This window comes from uncultured Thalassospira sp., from assembly GCF_963976115.1.
In the GTDB taxonomy this organism is placed as follows: Bacteria; Pseudomonadota; Alphaproteobacteria; order Rhodospirillales; family Thalassospiraceae; genus Thalassospira.
In genome coordinates this window covers 117,092-131,236 of record NZ_CAXBJJ010000015.1, presented here as the reverse complement: position 1 = coordinate 131,236, position 14,145 = coordinate 117,092, and the positions used below count along the sequence as shown (strand labels likewise).

The following is a 14,145-nucleotide window of genomic DNA, read 5'->3' as shown; positions in this document are numbered from 1 at the left end:
TCCCGGCTATTGCTGCGGTTGTCATCACGATCATTATCGCGACCCCGACCGGTCGAGGCGCGGTCATTATACCCGCTGCCACGGCTGTCGTTGCCATAGCGATCTGTACGATCATCGCGATTGTTGCGCTCGCCGGTATCGTTATAGTCTTCGTTGCGACCGCCATCACGCGGGGTAAAGTCGCGCGGCGCATTGCGATCATTGCCAGTATCAAACGGGCGCGGGCCGGCGCGGCCAGGGCCGGTATTGCTATCGGCGTCGCGCGGTCCAACGCGGTTGTCGCTGCGCGCGGGCGTTTTACGGTGGGCTTTGGGTTTTTTCGGTTTGGCTTTGGCCTGGCCATGGTTGTCATTGTCGCGCTTGGCCGCAGCTTTGCTGCCATCACCGCCAAAGAAACCCGATAGCTGTTCCTTCATCACCTTGCCGGTGATTTCGTCGATTTCACCCGGGGCCATTTTGCCCAGATGGAACGGACCATAAGACAGGCGCATCAAACGGGTAACAGGCCATCCCAGATGTTCCATAACCCGGCGAATTTCGCGGTTTTTACCCTCGCGAAGCGTGATTGTCATCCAGGCATTGGTGCCTTTTTGAACGTCTACTTCAGCCTGGATTGATCCGTAATTAACACCGTCAACCGTGATGCCTTCTTCAAGCTGTTTAAGCTTGGAATCATCGATAAAGCCATGCACTCGCACGCGATAGCGTCGCGCCCAGCCGGTGGCGGGCAGTTCCAGATAGCGGGCCAGTTCGCCGTCATTGGTCAATAACAGCAGGCCTTCGGAGTTCAGGTCAAGTCGGCCAACCGAAATAACGCGCGGAATGTGCGGCGGCAGATTGTTAAACACGGTATCACGGCCCTGTTCGTCGCGGTGGCTGGTGACAAGGCCGCGTTTTTTAAACAGGCGCCACAAGCGCGGTTTTTGTTTTTCCGGCAACGGTTTTTCGTTGATCAGAATAACGTCGTTATCGGTGACGGTGACCGCCGGGGTATCTAGCCGTCTGCCGTTCAGTTTGACCTTGCCGGTTTTAATCAGCTGTTCGGCATCGCGGCGCGAACAGACACCGGAACGGGCAATGCGTTTGGCAATGCGTTCGCGCGGCAGGTCTTCTTCGGCGATTTCAACTTCAACCAGGTCGGTTTCGCCATCAATATCGGCGTCAAAGTCGTCCTGCGGCATTTCGGCGTCAAATTCGTCTTCTTCGGCCATGTCGGCGGAATAATCGGTTTGCGACAGGGCGCTTTTGGAACCGGTGTCGTCCTGCGCTGTTTCGACGTCGAAATCTTCTTTCGCGTCGGTGGGTGCAGGAATGTCGGTTTGTGACGGGGCGTTATTTGCCTTGTCGGTCATTTTCGGGCCTCAATGATCAGGGCGTCGAAGATTTTGGCATCTCCGGTGCTGATGTGAAATTCGGGATGCCATTGTACGCCAAGGCAATAACGATAGCCGGGATGTTCGATGCCTTCGATCACACCGTCCGGGGCGCGTGAATTGATAATCACGTTCGGGCCAACACCGGCAACCGCCTGATGGTGGGCAGAATTAACAGATAAATAATCTACATTGTCGCAAATGCGCGCAAGGAGTGTTCCGGTTTCAACGCTAACGTCGTGTCCGGCTTCATCGCGCGGGTTGGGTTGTTCGTGGGGCAGGCAATTTTCGACCGAGTCGGGAATATGCTGGATCAGCGATCCGCCGAGAATGACGTTCAAAAGTTGCTGCCCGCCGCAAATGCCCAGAACCGGCATATCGCGTTCCAGCGCTCCTTGTGCCATCGCCCATTCAAACTTTGTGCGGCGGTCTTTGGTGATGACGGTATCGTGGCGTTCTTCTGCCCCAAACAGGGACGGATCAACATCAAACGCGCCGCCGGTCACCACCAGCCCGTCAATCAGGTCAAGCAGGTCGGGGACCAGCGCAACTTCATGGGGCAGGGGCATGGGAATGCCGCCTGCGGCCACAACGGCCCCGGCATAATTCTGACGCAGCGCGTACCACGGAAATTTCGAATACCCGCCGGGTTCTTCGGAATCAAGGGTAATGCCAATGATTGGTTTTTTGACAAGTGTGTTCATGGGCGCTGTTTAGCCTTCTGTCGGGGTCTGGGCAATGGCAATCGTGATAACCGGTCCAGTTTGGCAACACTTTATGGCTTATTGACCATATGGGGCGTAAATTGCACTGTTTTGCGGTATCTGCCACGCTGATCATAGGGCCTGTAACCTGAAATGAAAACAGGCCGTAAGGCATGACAGATATCGGGTGATGGCAGGCATCAAAGCGATACGATCAGCAAGATGGGATCACGGCAATGAGCGCAGACAGCTTCATGGATATGGCATTGCAAGAAGCCCGCGCGGCAGCACGGCGCGGCGAAGTGCCGGTGGGGGCGGTTGTGGTTGATGCCGATAGCGGTGAAGTTCTGGCCCGGGCCGGCAACCTGACCGAGGAAAACAACGACCCTACAGCACATGCCGAAATTGTGGCGATTCGTGCCGCAGCCGCGTTGCGCGGTGAACCGCGTCTGCCTAATTGCGATTTGTATGTCACCCTTGAACCCTGCCCGATGTGCGCAACCGCCATTTCATTTGCCCGCATTCGCCGGGTTTATTTTGGCGCGTACGATCCCAAAGGCGGCGGGGTGGACCACGGGCCGCGTGTGTTTGAAAGCACAAGCTGCCATCACCGGCCCGAGGTTTATGGCGGCATTGGCGAGGTCGAGGCCGCTAAATTGCTAAAGGAATTTTTTGGTTCGTTGCGGTAACCGAACGCAAAAACCGGGGTACGGTGAGGCTGTAATATCAATATACAGAAATGGCCCGGCAATATACCGGGCCACAGGGTGTAAGCAGTCAGGGATGGCATTGGGGGGAGTTAGCTTGATAATGCGACAGCATCCGCACCCGCTGGCAAGCGAACCGGGCAGGACGGGTCGGTTGCGGCGCGCCATATTGCCTTTGCGACATCGTTTGACTGGGTCAGCATGTCGGGTGTTTCTTGTTCAAAGTTTGTATAAACCTGTTCTAGCAATCCACTATAGGCTTCGGGAAAACCACCTTCCTTTTTCACGAGGGAGCGGGCGTTTTCGCCAAATTGTGTGGTCGGGGCTCGTCCAGGTAGGACAATGCGCGCCTGAATGTTGAACGGTTCAAGTTCAAGCGCCATTGATTCGGTAAAGCCTTCAATGGCGGCTTTGCTCGCAGTGTAGACCGCTAGCAAGAGTAACGGTTTCAGGGTAACCGCTGATGTTACATTCACAATGATCCCGCTGCCTTGGGCGCGAAATTGCGGTAAAACGGCTTTGGTCATGGCGATGGTGCCAAAGGTGTTGGTTTCAAAAATCTGGCGCACAACCTCCATTGATGTGCCTTCAACCGCGTTCAGCCAGCCGATACCGGCATTGTTTACCAGCACATCAATTTTACCGGCGTCCTTGATGGCGGCGGTGATGCTGGCATCGTCGGTAACATCAAGTTTGATCAGGCGCAGTTTGTCGGATTTGGGCAAAATATCGGCGTTCGGGGTTCGCATGGTTGCGATAACATTCCACCCCTGTGCCAGAAAATAGCTGGCGGTATCGCGACCAAACCCGGACGAGCAACCTGTAATCAGAACTGTTTTCATGGGAAGTCCTCTGTGTTGTGATGACGCCCATGATATAGGATGAAGGTTCGATACCCTCTATAATCTGAAATCCGTAAAACGTTAGATTTCGTCCAGGTTGAGCTGTTGTGCGGACTTAATTGGTGCGTTCGTCTCAATGCGGTCAGTTTGGCGGCCATATTGTGCGGGCGGGCACCCGGTATGGCGGGAAAAGGCAACGCTAAAGGCGCTGGCCGATCCATAGCCGACATGGGCGGCGACTTCGGCAACACCACATCTGGTTTGCCTTAACATCTGTTTTGCCAGTGTCATGCGCCATTGCAAAAGGTAATCCATCGGTGCGATGCCGACGGCTTTGTTAAACCGGACGAAAAATGCCGACCGTGACAGGCCCGCCTGTTTTGCCAGTTCTGCGATGGTCCAGTTCCGGTCCGGTTTGGCATGCATACAGCGCAGGGCGATATTTAACCGGTCGTCAACAAGCCCTTTTAGCAAGCCGGGCGATGCCAACGTTTCCGGCGCAGATCGAAGGGTTTCGATCAGAAGGGCTTCGAGCAAGCGTTGTAAAAGAACATCGCGTGCCGGTCTGTCTGCGCGGGCTTCGTCAGCGACCAGTTTTACCAGTGTACCCACCCTGTTTTCGCCCCGGCTAACAATGACATCGGGCAGCAGGGAAACCAGCAAGGACGCATCGGGAGAGCCGAAAACGCAAAATCCGATCAATTGCTGCGTATCGACCGGGCTGTCGGGGTTACCAAGCCGGTAAATGCCATCGGCCTCTTTGACGGGAAGGATTTCAAAACCTTCAGGTGGTTTGGGGTTAACACTCGACATGGCAAAGCTGTATGCGGCCGGGATGAGCGCGAAATCACCTTCATTCAGTATCACAGAGGCTTTTCCATTAACCTCAAGGCAAGCCTGGCCCGTCAGAATCAGGCAATAATATACCTGTTCAACACCCGTGCGTCGAACACGCCACGCCCCGCTTGATCGAACCAGTTTTGAAAAAGGAGCCTTTGGCTGAAGCAGTGTTACAATTTCGGCCAAAGGATCAGACATCGACAGTTCCAGTCATATGAGGGAAGGGGAAACACATCATTGATCCCCAAGGCAATGCGGGTATGGATGTTATCTGAATTATAGGGGCATGGACGGGCCTATAGCCATAAAACAATGAAATCCTGACCGCTCAGAACGGATGTGATTGAGGCCATCAGACGGCTAAAAGATTTCTTCGGATCTCTGCGCTAGATCAGAGAACCGGTTTTTAAACAGGTATAAAAACTTCAATCAGATACATGTTTTTGATCATTGGGATCAAAACAGACGGATGGAAATTTGATGTCTGAAAAAATGCATCCCGCCACCGGGGACAAAACGCCTTTCTGTAAGTTCGCAAAAGGGCTGAATTTCGGTTTGATTGCCGCGATTGTGGCTTTTGTTGCAATCATGCTGTTACCAACACCCGAAGGCCTGCCGATTGCCGGGCAGCGGATGTTGGCGATTTTTATTTTCGCCGTCATCATCTGGGTGACCGAAGCGGTTGATTTTGCCGTAAGTGCCATTTTGATTGCCGCCATGATTGCGGTGACACTTGGCCTGTCGCCAGCCGTGGGCGACACGGGCACAGTATTAGGCACATCAAAGGCGCTTGGCACGGCAATCACCGGGTTTAGCAGCCGGGCGCTTATTCTGGTGGCATCCGCCTTGCTGTTATCGGCTGCCATGACCCTGACCGGGCTGGATCGCCGGATCGCGATGATGGTATTGTCCAAGGTGGGGACCAAGGTCAGCCATATTGTAATTGGCAGTATTGTTGTTGCCACCTTGCTGGCATTTCTTGTGCCCAGTGCAACGGCGCGTGCCGCTGCCGTTATCCCGATTATGATGGGGATTGTGGCCACGTTTGGGGCGGGTAAACAAAGCCGCTTTGCCGGTTTGCTGATTATGACGACGGTTCAGGCTGTCAGCATCTGGAATGTCGGTATTAAAACAGCGGCAGCCCAGAACATGGTTGCTGTCGGGTTTTTACAGCGGACTTTGGGGCTGGAAATCACCTGGCTGGACTGGTTTATTGCCGCAGCGCCGTTTTCGCTGCTGATGTCGGTGGCGCTGTATTTTGTGATGATGCGGATGATGCCGCCAGAACATGACACGGTGCCAGGCGGGCGCGAAAGTGTTGCGAGCGCCCTTGAAGAAATTGGCCCCATGAGCGGGGCGGAAAAACGCCTGTTAAGCGTTTCCCTGTTGCTGGTTTTTTGCTGGGCAACCGAAGGGGTTTTGCACAGCTTTGACAGTGCAACCCTTACCGTCCTTGCTGTGACATTTTTGCTGTTGCCCGGTGTTGGTGTCATGAACTGGAAACAGGCCAATGCCAAATTTCCCTGGGGCACCATTGTTTTGTTCGGGGTTGGTATCAGTCTGGGGTCCGCATTGCTGAGTACCGGGGCGGCGTCGTGGCTGGCAAAGTCGGCGGTGGATATGTTCGGCCTGTCGGGCTTTGGTACTTTGGGCATTGTCGCGGTTCTGGGTGGATTTTTGATTGTGATCCATTTGGGATTCGCCAGCGCCACGGCTTTGGCATCCTCGATGATCCCGATTATCATTGCCGTGCTACAGCAAATGGACAATGGCAGTGTCAATGTTTTTGGCACAACGATTTTGCTGCAATTTGTTGTCAGTTTCGGTTTTATTTTACCGGTCAACTCGCCGCAGGGCATGGTCGCGCATGGCACAGATACCTTCGCGGTAAAGGACTTTGTCCGGACCGGGCTGGTGTTAACCGTGATTGCCTATGTTTTGACGCTGGTCTTTACCGCCACTTACTGGAAATGGCTGGGGCTGGCATAAAGCATATTAAAGGAAATATGCTTTATGTATAATCAAACTGCCTGAAAACACGCGAACCCGCCGGTGAATGGCGGGTTCGCACTTGAAATGCCGATGCTATCCGTAACGCCGGGATTATTGTTCGTCCCAGTTTTTAAGGCCCGGTAAATGCTGATACATCCATGTTTCAGACAACGGTGCGTCGCCGCGTTTCAGGTACATCCGCATATCGACCGGGTTGTTGCCGTCCACGTCAAGGTCGAACATGGCGCGCCACAGGCGGGTATCGGGGATGGGCTCGGTTTTGATCCGCGACAGTTTGCCGCGTGATACCGAAATGATCGCCTCGGGATATTCGCCATATGCCAGCGTTCCCAGAATGTCGCCTTCAAAATCGATAACAAATTTGGTCAGGCCTTTGGGGCGGGGCAGGCCTTCCTGTCCGCCGCGGCCCAGTCTTGTTGCTTTGACATGGGCCAGTTTCTCCAGCGGATAAGGCGTATGGGCCTGCCAATACAGCCGATAGCGGAAATGATAGGATTGCCCGGCTTTGGCCGGGGCCTCGGGCACCCAGAAGGCGGCAATATTGTCGTGGATTTCATCGTCGGTGGGGATTTCCACCAATTGTACGGCACCCTTGCCCCAGGCCCCTAACGGTTCCACCCATAGGCTGGGGCGGCGATGATACATCACACCGTCAAGATAATGGGTGACATCGCGGTCGCGTTGCATCAGACCAAAGCCGCGCGGGTTATCATCGCCAAAGGCCGAGGCACGGGTGATTTCCGGGTTGTTAAGCTGGCGCCAGATGCGTTCGCCGCCCCCGGTCCACAGGGCCAGGCCATCGGAATCATGAACTTCCGGCCGCCAGTCCATACGAAACGGGCGGTTTTGCTCCGAATACCAGAACATGCTGGTTAGCGGGGCGACACCAAACCGTTCAATATCCTTGCGGATGAACAGGAATTTTTCCACATCCATCGTCACACCCTTGCCGCGTGTCAGGTAAAACCGGTACGCGCCAGTGATGCTGGGGCCATCCAGCAGGGCATAAACCGTTACCGGGTCTTCGGCACTTTTCGCGGGTTCAATGTAAAATTCGGTAAAATCAGGAAATTCTTCGCCCTGCGGGGTGGCGGTGTTAATGGCGATGCCGCGCGCAGACAGGCCATATTGCCCTTCATCGCCAATGGCGCGGAAGTATGACGCGCCTAAAAACGCCGCCCAGTCCTGGGTTTTCCAGTCATCGCGTTTGATGTTTTCATGCAGGCGAAACCCGGCAAAGCCGATATTTTCCGACAATTTCCGCGCCGGGCTGTTGGCGGGCATATCGAAATAGTCGGTTCTATATTCGACTTCCTGCGACATACCGTTTTCCAACAGGTACATATGCACCGGTTTCTGGAAAAACTGACCCATATGAAAATAGGTCACCGGATAGGTCCCCGACCCATCGGAAAAGGGCGCGAAGTCGCGTTTGTATTTCAGCTTGCCATGTTCGGCATAATCAATTTGTTCAAGGATGGCTTTGTCGGGTGTTTTGGGGGCGACATAGGGTTTGCCAGCCATTTTACGGGCACGTTCCGTCAGGGCATCAAAACTGAATTTGTGCTTTTTACCCAGATCCAGCTTTTTTGCGGCATCGGCGGCAAAGGCCTGCTGCCATATCGACATGCCCGGCAAAACCAGACCGGCAGCCGCAGCGGACTTCAAAAATTGTCGGCGCTGTGCGGAGGTGTCCATCGAAATTATCCCTGTTATATTTTTGATTTGCACAAACTTGCGAAATACTGTGGTGGCAATTCGGACAAAGCATGGTGAATTCGCGGCCAAATATATCAACGCGCCACTTTTTGAATTGATCCCGTTTTCGATAGCAGCACATCGTTTTGTGCGATTGACTTTTCTACTTGTGATCGGCGAACTGCATTTGGGCCATGTGAATGTGTGTTATTTACGTTATGGCGTAAAAAATAACAAATTACGCTCTGGCGTAATAAATAAAAATTTGCGCTATGGCGTAAAAAACGGTAAATTACGCCATAGCGTAATAACGGTGGTGCCATTATGAAAATCACAGCCCGAACCCCCGACCAGATCGGTCATGCCTTGCGGCGTGTGCGCAAGGCAAAAGGCATGACACAAAAGGATGTTAGCGCCCGAACGAACTTGCGCGTGGCGACAATTTCATCATTGGAAAATGGTGATCCGGGAACGCAAATGCGAACGGTGATGAGTGTCCTGGCAGCCCTTGGTCTGGAATTCGTCCTTCAGGATCGCCATAAATCAGCCGATATCAGCATAGAGGATATTTTCGCATGAGGCGGCCACGGCGCAATCCGCCTTTGAGTGTTATTTTGAACGGGCGGCTTGTCGGTGAAATCGCCATGGCTTCCAGCGGCGCTGTCAGCTTTCAGTATGATCAGACATGGCTGGATTGGGAATATGCGTTGCCTGTTTCGCGCTCGCTTCCATTACGCGAACAGGCTCATATTGGCGCGCCCGTCATTGCTTATCTTGAAAATTTGCTACCTGACAACCAGACAATTCGTGACCGGGTTGCCGCCAGAGTCGGGGCCGCAGGCACAGATGCCTATCATATGCTGGAAAAAACAGGCCGGGATTGCGTGGGGGCATTGCAATTTGTGGTCGATTACGATGGTGCGGACAGCGTTGGTCAAATCGAAGGCAAAAAGCTGTCTGACACGCAAATTTCCGACATGCTGAAAAATTTGGCGACAGCCCCGCTTGGCATCACAGAGAAAGACGATTTTCGTATTTCAATTGCAGGGGCGCAGGAAAAAACAGCCTTGCTGTATCGGGATGGAGAATGGTTGCGGCCTTTCGGGATGACGCCAACCACCCATATTCTTAAAACCCGGCTTGGGGTGCTGCCCAACGGGGTTAATCTGTCTGACAGTGTGGAAAACGAGTTTTTTTGCATGAATTTTTGTCGGGCAATGGGGGCGGATGTTGCCAATGTTGCCATTCATGATTTCGATGATACCCGCGCCTTGCTGATCGAACGGTTTGATCGGCAATGGACAAAAACGGGAAAATTGATCCGGTTACCTCAGGAGGATTTTTGCCAGGCACTGGCATATCCGCCCAGTCAGAAATATCAGGCCGATGGCGGACCTGATATTAAGGCTTGTACAGGCCTTCTGGCAGGAAGCAATCGCCCGACAGAGGACCAGCTTGCGTTCTTTCGCGCCCAGATCCTGTTCTGGATTTTGGCGGCGACGGATGGCCATGCGAAAAACTTCAGTCTGTTCTTGCGCCCGGGAACGGGGTTCGTCATGACCCCGCTATACGATATTTTGTCGGCGCAAAAGGCTTGTGACGAAGGGCAAATCCGGCATGGTCAGTTCCGGTTGGCGATGTCTGTTGGAACAAAAAATCATTACAGGATAGATGAAGTTGTGCCGAGGCATTTTTTGCAATCAGCAAAGGTCGCCGGTTTGGGGATGCCCCTTGTAACGCAACTGCTAGAGGAAATATATGCCCGGATACCAATCGCGATTGATGAAACGCTGTCGCTGTTGCCGACTGATTTTCCCGCCGATTTGGCTGATGCATTGGTAAACGGTATTAAGGTGCGGCATCGGGTGCTGGGTTTTGTTAATTCAGGGCATATGACCTGAATTTGTCAGGTTCCATTGCCGTGTTGACGTGTATTTGATCAAACATCTTGACGATCATTTACCGGTATGTGACATCATTTCCCTGTCGGTATCCTGTTTGGATAAAAGGGAATTCAATGCGGAATGGGCCGGTTGGTTCATATCGCAAAACGAAGCTGCCCCCGCAACTGTATGCGGCGAGCATGTCCTGATCAAAGCCACTGGGGCATTTTGCCCCGGGAAGGCCAGGAACATGTTATGACCCGTGAGCCAGGAGACCTGCCGACAATCGTGACGACAGACTGGGCGGGGTGCCCCGGAGGTGTCCTGCGCTTGGCTGATAACGTCCCTTTATTCGGAGCGTTTAATTTCTTATCGCATCGGGCTCTTCTTTTAATTTTCTGGTCCCCCTGCCGGTTCGTTGTTTTGCGTAACTGGTGTTCCTTTGAAAGGATCGGAAATGACCAGCCAATTAAAACGGGTCTTTGCTGCCGGGGTGTTTGCAGCAGGATTGTCCTTTACCGCCGGTACGGCACAGGCAACGACCTATCCATTAAGCCTTGAAAACTGTGGCCGGACGATCACGTTTGATCATGCGCCTGGCAGGGTGGTGTCGCTTGGGCAAAGCAATACCGAAATTCTTTATTTGCTGGGGTTGGCCGATGCGGTTGTCGGAACAGCGGTGTGGATCGGCCCGGTGATGCCGGAATTTGCCGAAATTAACCGTAAAATCCCCCGCCTTGCCGATAATGACCCGTCATTTGAAAGTGTGGTCGGGCAAAAACCCGAACTGGTGACAACCCAGTTTCAATGGCATGTCGGCCCCAATGGCGCGGTTGGCACGGTAGACCAGTTTGATGAACTGGGCATCCCGGTTTATACATCCCCGGCGGATTGCGTCGGCAAGGACAACACCACTGGCGGCGATGGGACGCGCAAGGATGCCTTTGCCATGACCCGCATTTATCAGGAAATTGAAGACCTTGCGAAGATATTCAATGTTGAGGCACGCGGGGCAAAACTGGTTTCCCAATTGCAGCAACGTGAACAGGCCGCGCGTGATACGGTTGCGGGCATCGGCGGGCATCACATTTCGGTGGTTTACTGGTTTTCCAGTTCCCAGTTGCAGGTAGACCCCTATGTTGCCGGGCAAAAAGGCGCACCGGGTTATATTTCAAACCTGTTGGGAATTGATAACGTTATTAAAAGCGATGATGAATGGCCGACCGTTGGCTGGGAAACCATTGCCCGGGCCGACCCGGATATTATCGTGATTGGTAAGATGGACCGCCGCCGTTTCCCGGCAGATAATTGGGAACTGAAAATGCAGTTCCTGAAGACCGATCCGGTTACAAGCCAGATGAAAGCGGTTCGGAACGGCCATATCGTGGTGATGGATGCCCAGGCGATGAACCCGACCATCCGCACCATTTCCGGGATCGAAGCCCTGGCACAGGCCATCAAGACATTCGGGTTGGAACAGTAAGGGTGGTTTTGTTAACGCACCCGGCTTTCTGGCATCGTATCGGCGCGGCTTTGGCCGCGTTGATACTGCTTGGCGTGGTTCTGGCGTTTGCCGCCTCGGTTGGGGAAACATCCATTCCGATCCGCACCGTGCTTGACACCCTGGCCAACCATTTGTTTGATGCGCGACACCCGGTTGACGCCATTGATGCCGGAATTATCTGGAATTACCGGTTAAGCCGCGCTGTGGTTGCCGCATCGTGCGGGGCGGGGCTGGCGGTTTGTGGCGTGGTTTTGCAGGCCCTGTTACGCAACAGTCTGGCTGATCCGTATTTGCTGGGTATTTCAGCCGGTGCTTCTACCGGGGCGGTTGGTGTGGTTATTCTGGGCCTTGGCGGTGGCATGGTATCACTGTCTTTAGGCGCGTTTGGCGGGGCCGTGGTGGCTTTTGCCTTTGTCAGTTTGCTCGCCCTTCAGGCCGGGCGTGGCACCGGGGCGATTATTCTGGCGGGGATTGCCGGGTCGCAAATGTTTAATGCTTTGACATCTTTCATCGTTACCAAATCGGCTAATGCCGAACAGGCGCGTGGCATCATGTTCTGGCTTCTGGGAAATTTAAGCGGGGTGCGCTGGTCCGATGTCTGGCTGGCCTTGCCGGTGGTGATTGGCGGCTTTTGGGTTTGTTTGTGGTATTCCCGCGCCCTTGATGCCTTTACATTTGGCCGCGATTCTGCGGCATCATTGGGGATTCCCGTGCGCCGGGTTTATGTGGTGCTGATCGGCGCGTCGGCGATGATGACGGCGGTATTGGTCAGCATTGTCGGGTCTATCGGGTTTGTCGGGTTGGTCATTCCCCATGCCGCACGGTTTTTTGTTGGCGCACGTCATGGGGTTTTATTGCCGTTATCGGCGCTGATCGGGGCCGTTTTTCTGGTTAGTGCCGATGTTATTTCCCGCATCATTGTGCCAGGCCAGGTGGTGCCCATTGGTGTGGTAACGGCCCTTGTCGGTGCACCGGCATTTGCGTTGATCCTGTGCCATAAAAGGGTCCTGCGATGAGTTTGGAACTTGATGATGTGAAATGGTCGGCCGGGTATCGCCAAATTATCAAGGGCGTGTCACTTGCCGTAAAACCGGGCGAATTTTTAGGCCTGATTGGCCCGAACGGCTCGGGCAAAACCAGTTTGATGTCGATCCTCTCTGGCATTCGTCGGCCCGGGCAGGGGCGGGCCTTGCTGGCGGGGCAGGATATGCACAAACATGGCCGTCGCAAACTGGCACAGCATATCGGCTTTGTCGAACAGCAGGCCGACACCACCGACCGGCTTAGCGTGCGCGAAGCTGTTTCCTTGGGGCGTACACCCTATCTTAGCATGTTGTCACCCTGGACGGCGCGTGACGATGCCCTTGTTGCGCAGGCGTTAAATGATGTTGATATGGCGCATATGGCAGATCGTTACTGGCAAACCCTGTCGGGCGGTGAAAAACAGCGCGTTCATATTGCCCGTGCGCTGGCGCAGGAACCGAAATATCTGTTGCTGGATGAACCGACAAATCATCTTGATATTCGCCATCAGCTTGGATTGCTGGAACTGGTGCGTCACTTGCCGGTAACAGTGGTTGCGGCTTTGCATGATTTGAACCACGCCGCCCTGTTTTGCGACCGCATTGCCGTTATGAACCACGGCGCATTGGTGGGCCTTGGCACCGTGGCCGATATTTTGACTGAAACCATGCTGCGCGATGTTTTTGGCGTATCGGCCAAGGTGGAACAGGATCATGACGGCCACTGCTTTATCCGCTATCATGCGGCTGCCTTTACACAAGCAAATACCGGGCGTTTCCACCCGGTATTTTGATGTCGAGAACGGATGAAAACAGATCAGGATTTGGCGGTGCCATTGTCGGTCTGCACGCTCAGGTTCCGTTCGACCAGACCAAGGGTCTGATTGGCTTGATGGGGATAGCTGTTGATCAACTGGGTATAGGCCAGATTGAGATCGCCCAGGGTTTCGGAAAACGGCATCACAACCTTGTTATAGCTGACATTGCTGGTCGCACCGCTCTGGGGCGTGGCAAGGTCCTGATCCATAACAAGTTGGCCGTTAATCACCAGGTTTCCCTGCGCCCCTTCGTCATACATGTTTGACATGGTGGCACGGGCATCGTGCAACAGTTTTTTGGCTGTTACATGGTCATTTCTGTTAAGTGCGACCCGGGCTTCGTGCACCTGTTGCAAAACAGTTTGGCCTTCACTGGAAAATTTGGCCTGAATGGCCGGGCTGTTGACATCGGGCTGGGGCAGTTTGGCCTGTTGTGCGTCAAAGATATCCGTTTCCTTGCGGGCACCATGCGGGCCAGCGGTATTATTGGGGACGATTTCGTGGCTGATCTGGTCAGGGGTGTTGTGCCATGAAGCATCTGCATCCGGGTGGGCGGCGAGCCAGATATCATAGGCTTTGCGTGCGCCGTGTTTGCCGGCGGTATTATTCGGTGCGATGGCCTGATAGGTGTTGGCATCGGCGGCATTGGCAAAGGCCGGAACGAAGGCGGTGGAAACACCGAAAGCCAGGGTGGCGATGGCAAATTTGCGTGTAACGTTTTTCATGGCTTTAGTCCTTTTC

At 53.9% G+C, this 14,145-nt stretch carries 13 protein-coding genes and 1 riboswitch; of the genes, 7 read left to right on the top strand and 6 right to left on the bottom strand.

Translation table 11 applies throughout. From position 1 onward, the window contains the following. Nucleotides 1–1,352, bottom strand: a 1,352-nt coding sequence (locus AAC086_RS18985; RefSeq protein WP_339781068.1) for a pseudouridine synthase, incomplete at its 3' end; no start/stop codon positions are given. Continuing rightward, nucleotides 1,349–2,077 carry a gamma-glutamyl-gamma-aminobutyrate hydrolase family protein gene (locus AAC086_RS18980; protein WP_339781067.1) on the bottom strand — a complete coding sequence of 243 codons (729 nt, stop codon included), beginning with the start codon at nucleotides 2,075–2,077 and terminating at the stop codon, nucleotides 1,349–1,351. The genes AAC086_RS18980 and AAC086_RS18985, both read right to left, overlap by 4 nt. A 236-nt stretch (nucleotides 2,078–2,313) precedes the next feature. On the opposite strand from AAC086_RS18980, the gene AAC086_RS18975 reads away from it, so the two are divergent. After that, complete coding sequence (locus AAC086_RS18975) at nucleotides 2,314–2,766, top strand: nucleoside deaminase (RefSeq protein WP_339781066.1); 453 nt, start codon at nucleotides 2,314–2,316, stop codon at nucleotides 2,764–2,766. Between the two features lie 110 nt (nucleotides 2,767–2,876). On the opposite strand, the gene AAC086_RS18970 is transcribed toward AAC086_RS18975, so the two are convergent. After that, entirely contained in the window at nucleotides 2,877–3,626 is a 750-nt protein-coding gene (locus AAC086_RS18970) for an SDR family oxidoreductase (protein ID WP_339781065.1), read from the bottom strand. An 81-nt stretch (nucleotides 3,627–3,707) separates the two neighbouring features. After that, on the bottom strand, nucleotides 3,708–4,664 hold the full coding sequence (locus AAC086_RS18965) for an AraC family transcriptional regulator (protein ID WP_339781064.1): 957 nt from the start codon (nucleotides 4,662–4,664) through the stop codon (nucleotides 3,708–3,710). Nucleotides 4,665–4,946: 282 nt separating this feature from the next. Between AAC086_RS18965 and AAC086_RS18960 the strand changes: the two genes are divergently transcribed. Next, nucleotides 4,947–6,455, top strand: coding sequence for a DASS family sodium-coupled anion symporter (locus AAC086_RS18960; RefSeq protein ID WP_339781063.1), 1,509 nt, complete (start codon nucleotides 4,947–4,949; stop codon nucleotides 6,453–6,455). Between the two features lie 114 nt (nucleotides 6,456–6,569). Here AAC086_RS18960 and AAC086_RS18955 read toward each other — a convergent pair whose 3' ends face one another. Beyond that, complete coding sequence (locus tag AAC086_RS18955) at nucleotides 6,570–8,177, bottom strand: glucan biosynthesis protein D (RefSeq protein WP_339781061.1); 1,608 nt, start codon at nucleotides 8,175–8,177, stop codon at nucleotides 6,570–6,572. A 324-nt stretch (nucleotides 8,178–8,501) separates the two neighbouring features. Between AAC086_RS18955 and AAC086_RS18950 the strand changes: the two genes are divergently transcribed. From AAC086_RS18950 to AAC086_RS18930, 5 genes are all read left to right on the top strand, one after another. Further along, on the top strand, nucleotides 8,502–8,756 hold the full coding sequence (locus AAC086_RS18950; protein ID WP_339781059.1) for a helix-turn-helix domain-containing protein: 255 nt from the start codon (nucleotides 8,502–8,504) through the stop codon (nucleotides 8,754–8,756). Further along, nucleotides 8,753–10,078: a type II toxin-antitoxin system HipA family toxin gene (locus AAC086_RS18945; protein ID WP_339781058.1), complete on the top strand. Its 1,326-nt coding sequence runs from the start codon at nucleotides 8,753–8,755 to the stop codon at nucleotides 10,076–10,078. Before AAC086_RS18950 ends, AAC086_RS18945 begins: the two co-directional genes overlap by 4 nt. Before the next feature lie 69 nt (nucleotides 10,079–10,147). Beyond that, nucleotides 10,148–10,359, top strand: a riboswitch (cobalamin riboswitch). Nucleotides 10,360–10,517: 158 nt separating this feature from the next. Beyond that, nucleotides 10,518–11,543: an ABC transporter substrate-binding protein gene (locus AAC086_RS18940; RefSeq protein WP_339781057.1), complete on the top strand. Its 1,026-nt coding sequence runs from the start codon at nucleotides 10,518–10,520 to the stop codon at nucleotides 11,541–11,543. 2 nt (nucleotides 11,544–11,545) lie between these two features. After that, the gene (locus tag AAC086_RS18935; RefSeq protein ID WP_339781055.1) at nucleotides 11,546–12,580 is read left to right on the top strand and encodes an iron ABC transporter permease; all 1,035 of its coding nucleotides are present in this window, start codon (nucleotides 11,546–11,548) and stop codon (nucleotides 12,578–12,580) included. Next, nucleotides 12,577–13,380, top strand: a complete 804-nt coding sequence (locus AAC086_RS18930; protein ID WP_339781053.1) for an ABC transporter ATP-binding protein — start codon at nucleotides 12,577–12,579, stop codon at nucleotides 13,378–13,380. The genes AAC086_RS18935 and AAC086_RS18930 overlap by 4 nt, the downstream gene beginning before the upstream one ends. A gap of 23 nt (nucleotides 13,381–13,403) precedes the next feature. Here the strand turns inward: AAC086_RS18930 and AAC086_RS18925 are convergent, their stop codons facing one another. Further along, entirely contained in the window at nucleotides 13,404–14,129 is a 726-nt protein-coding gene (locus tag AAC086_RS18925) for a hypothetical protein (protein ID WP_339781051.1), read from the bottom strand. Nucleotides 14,130–14,145 lie beyond the last annotated feature (16 nt).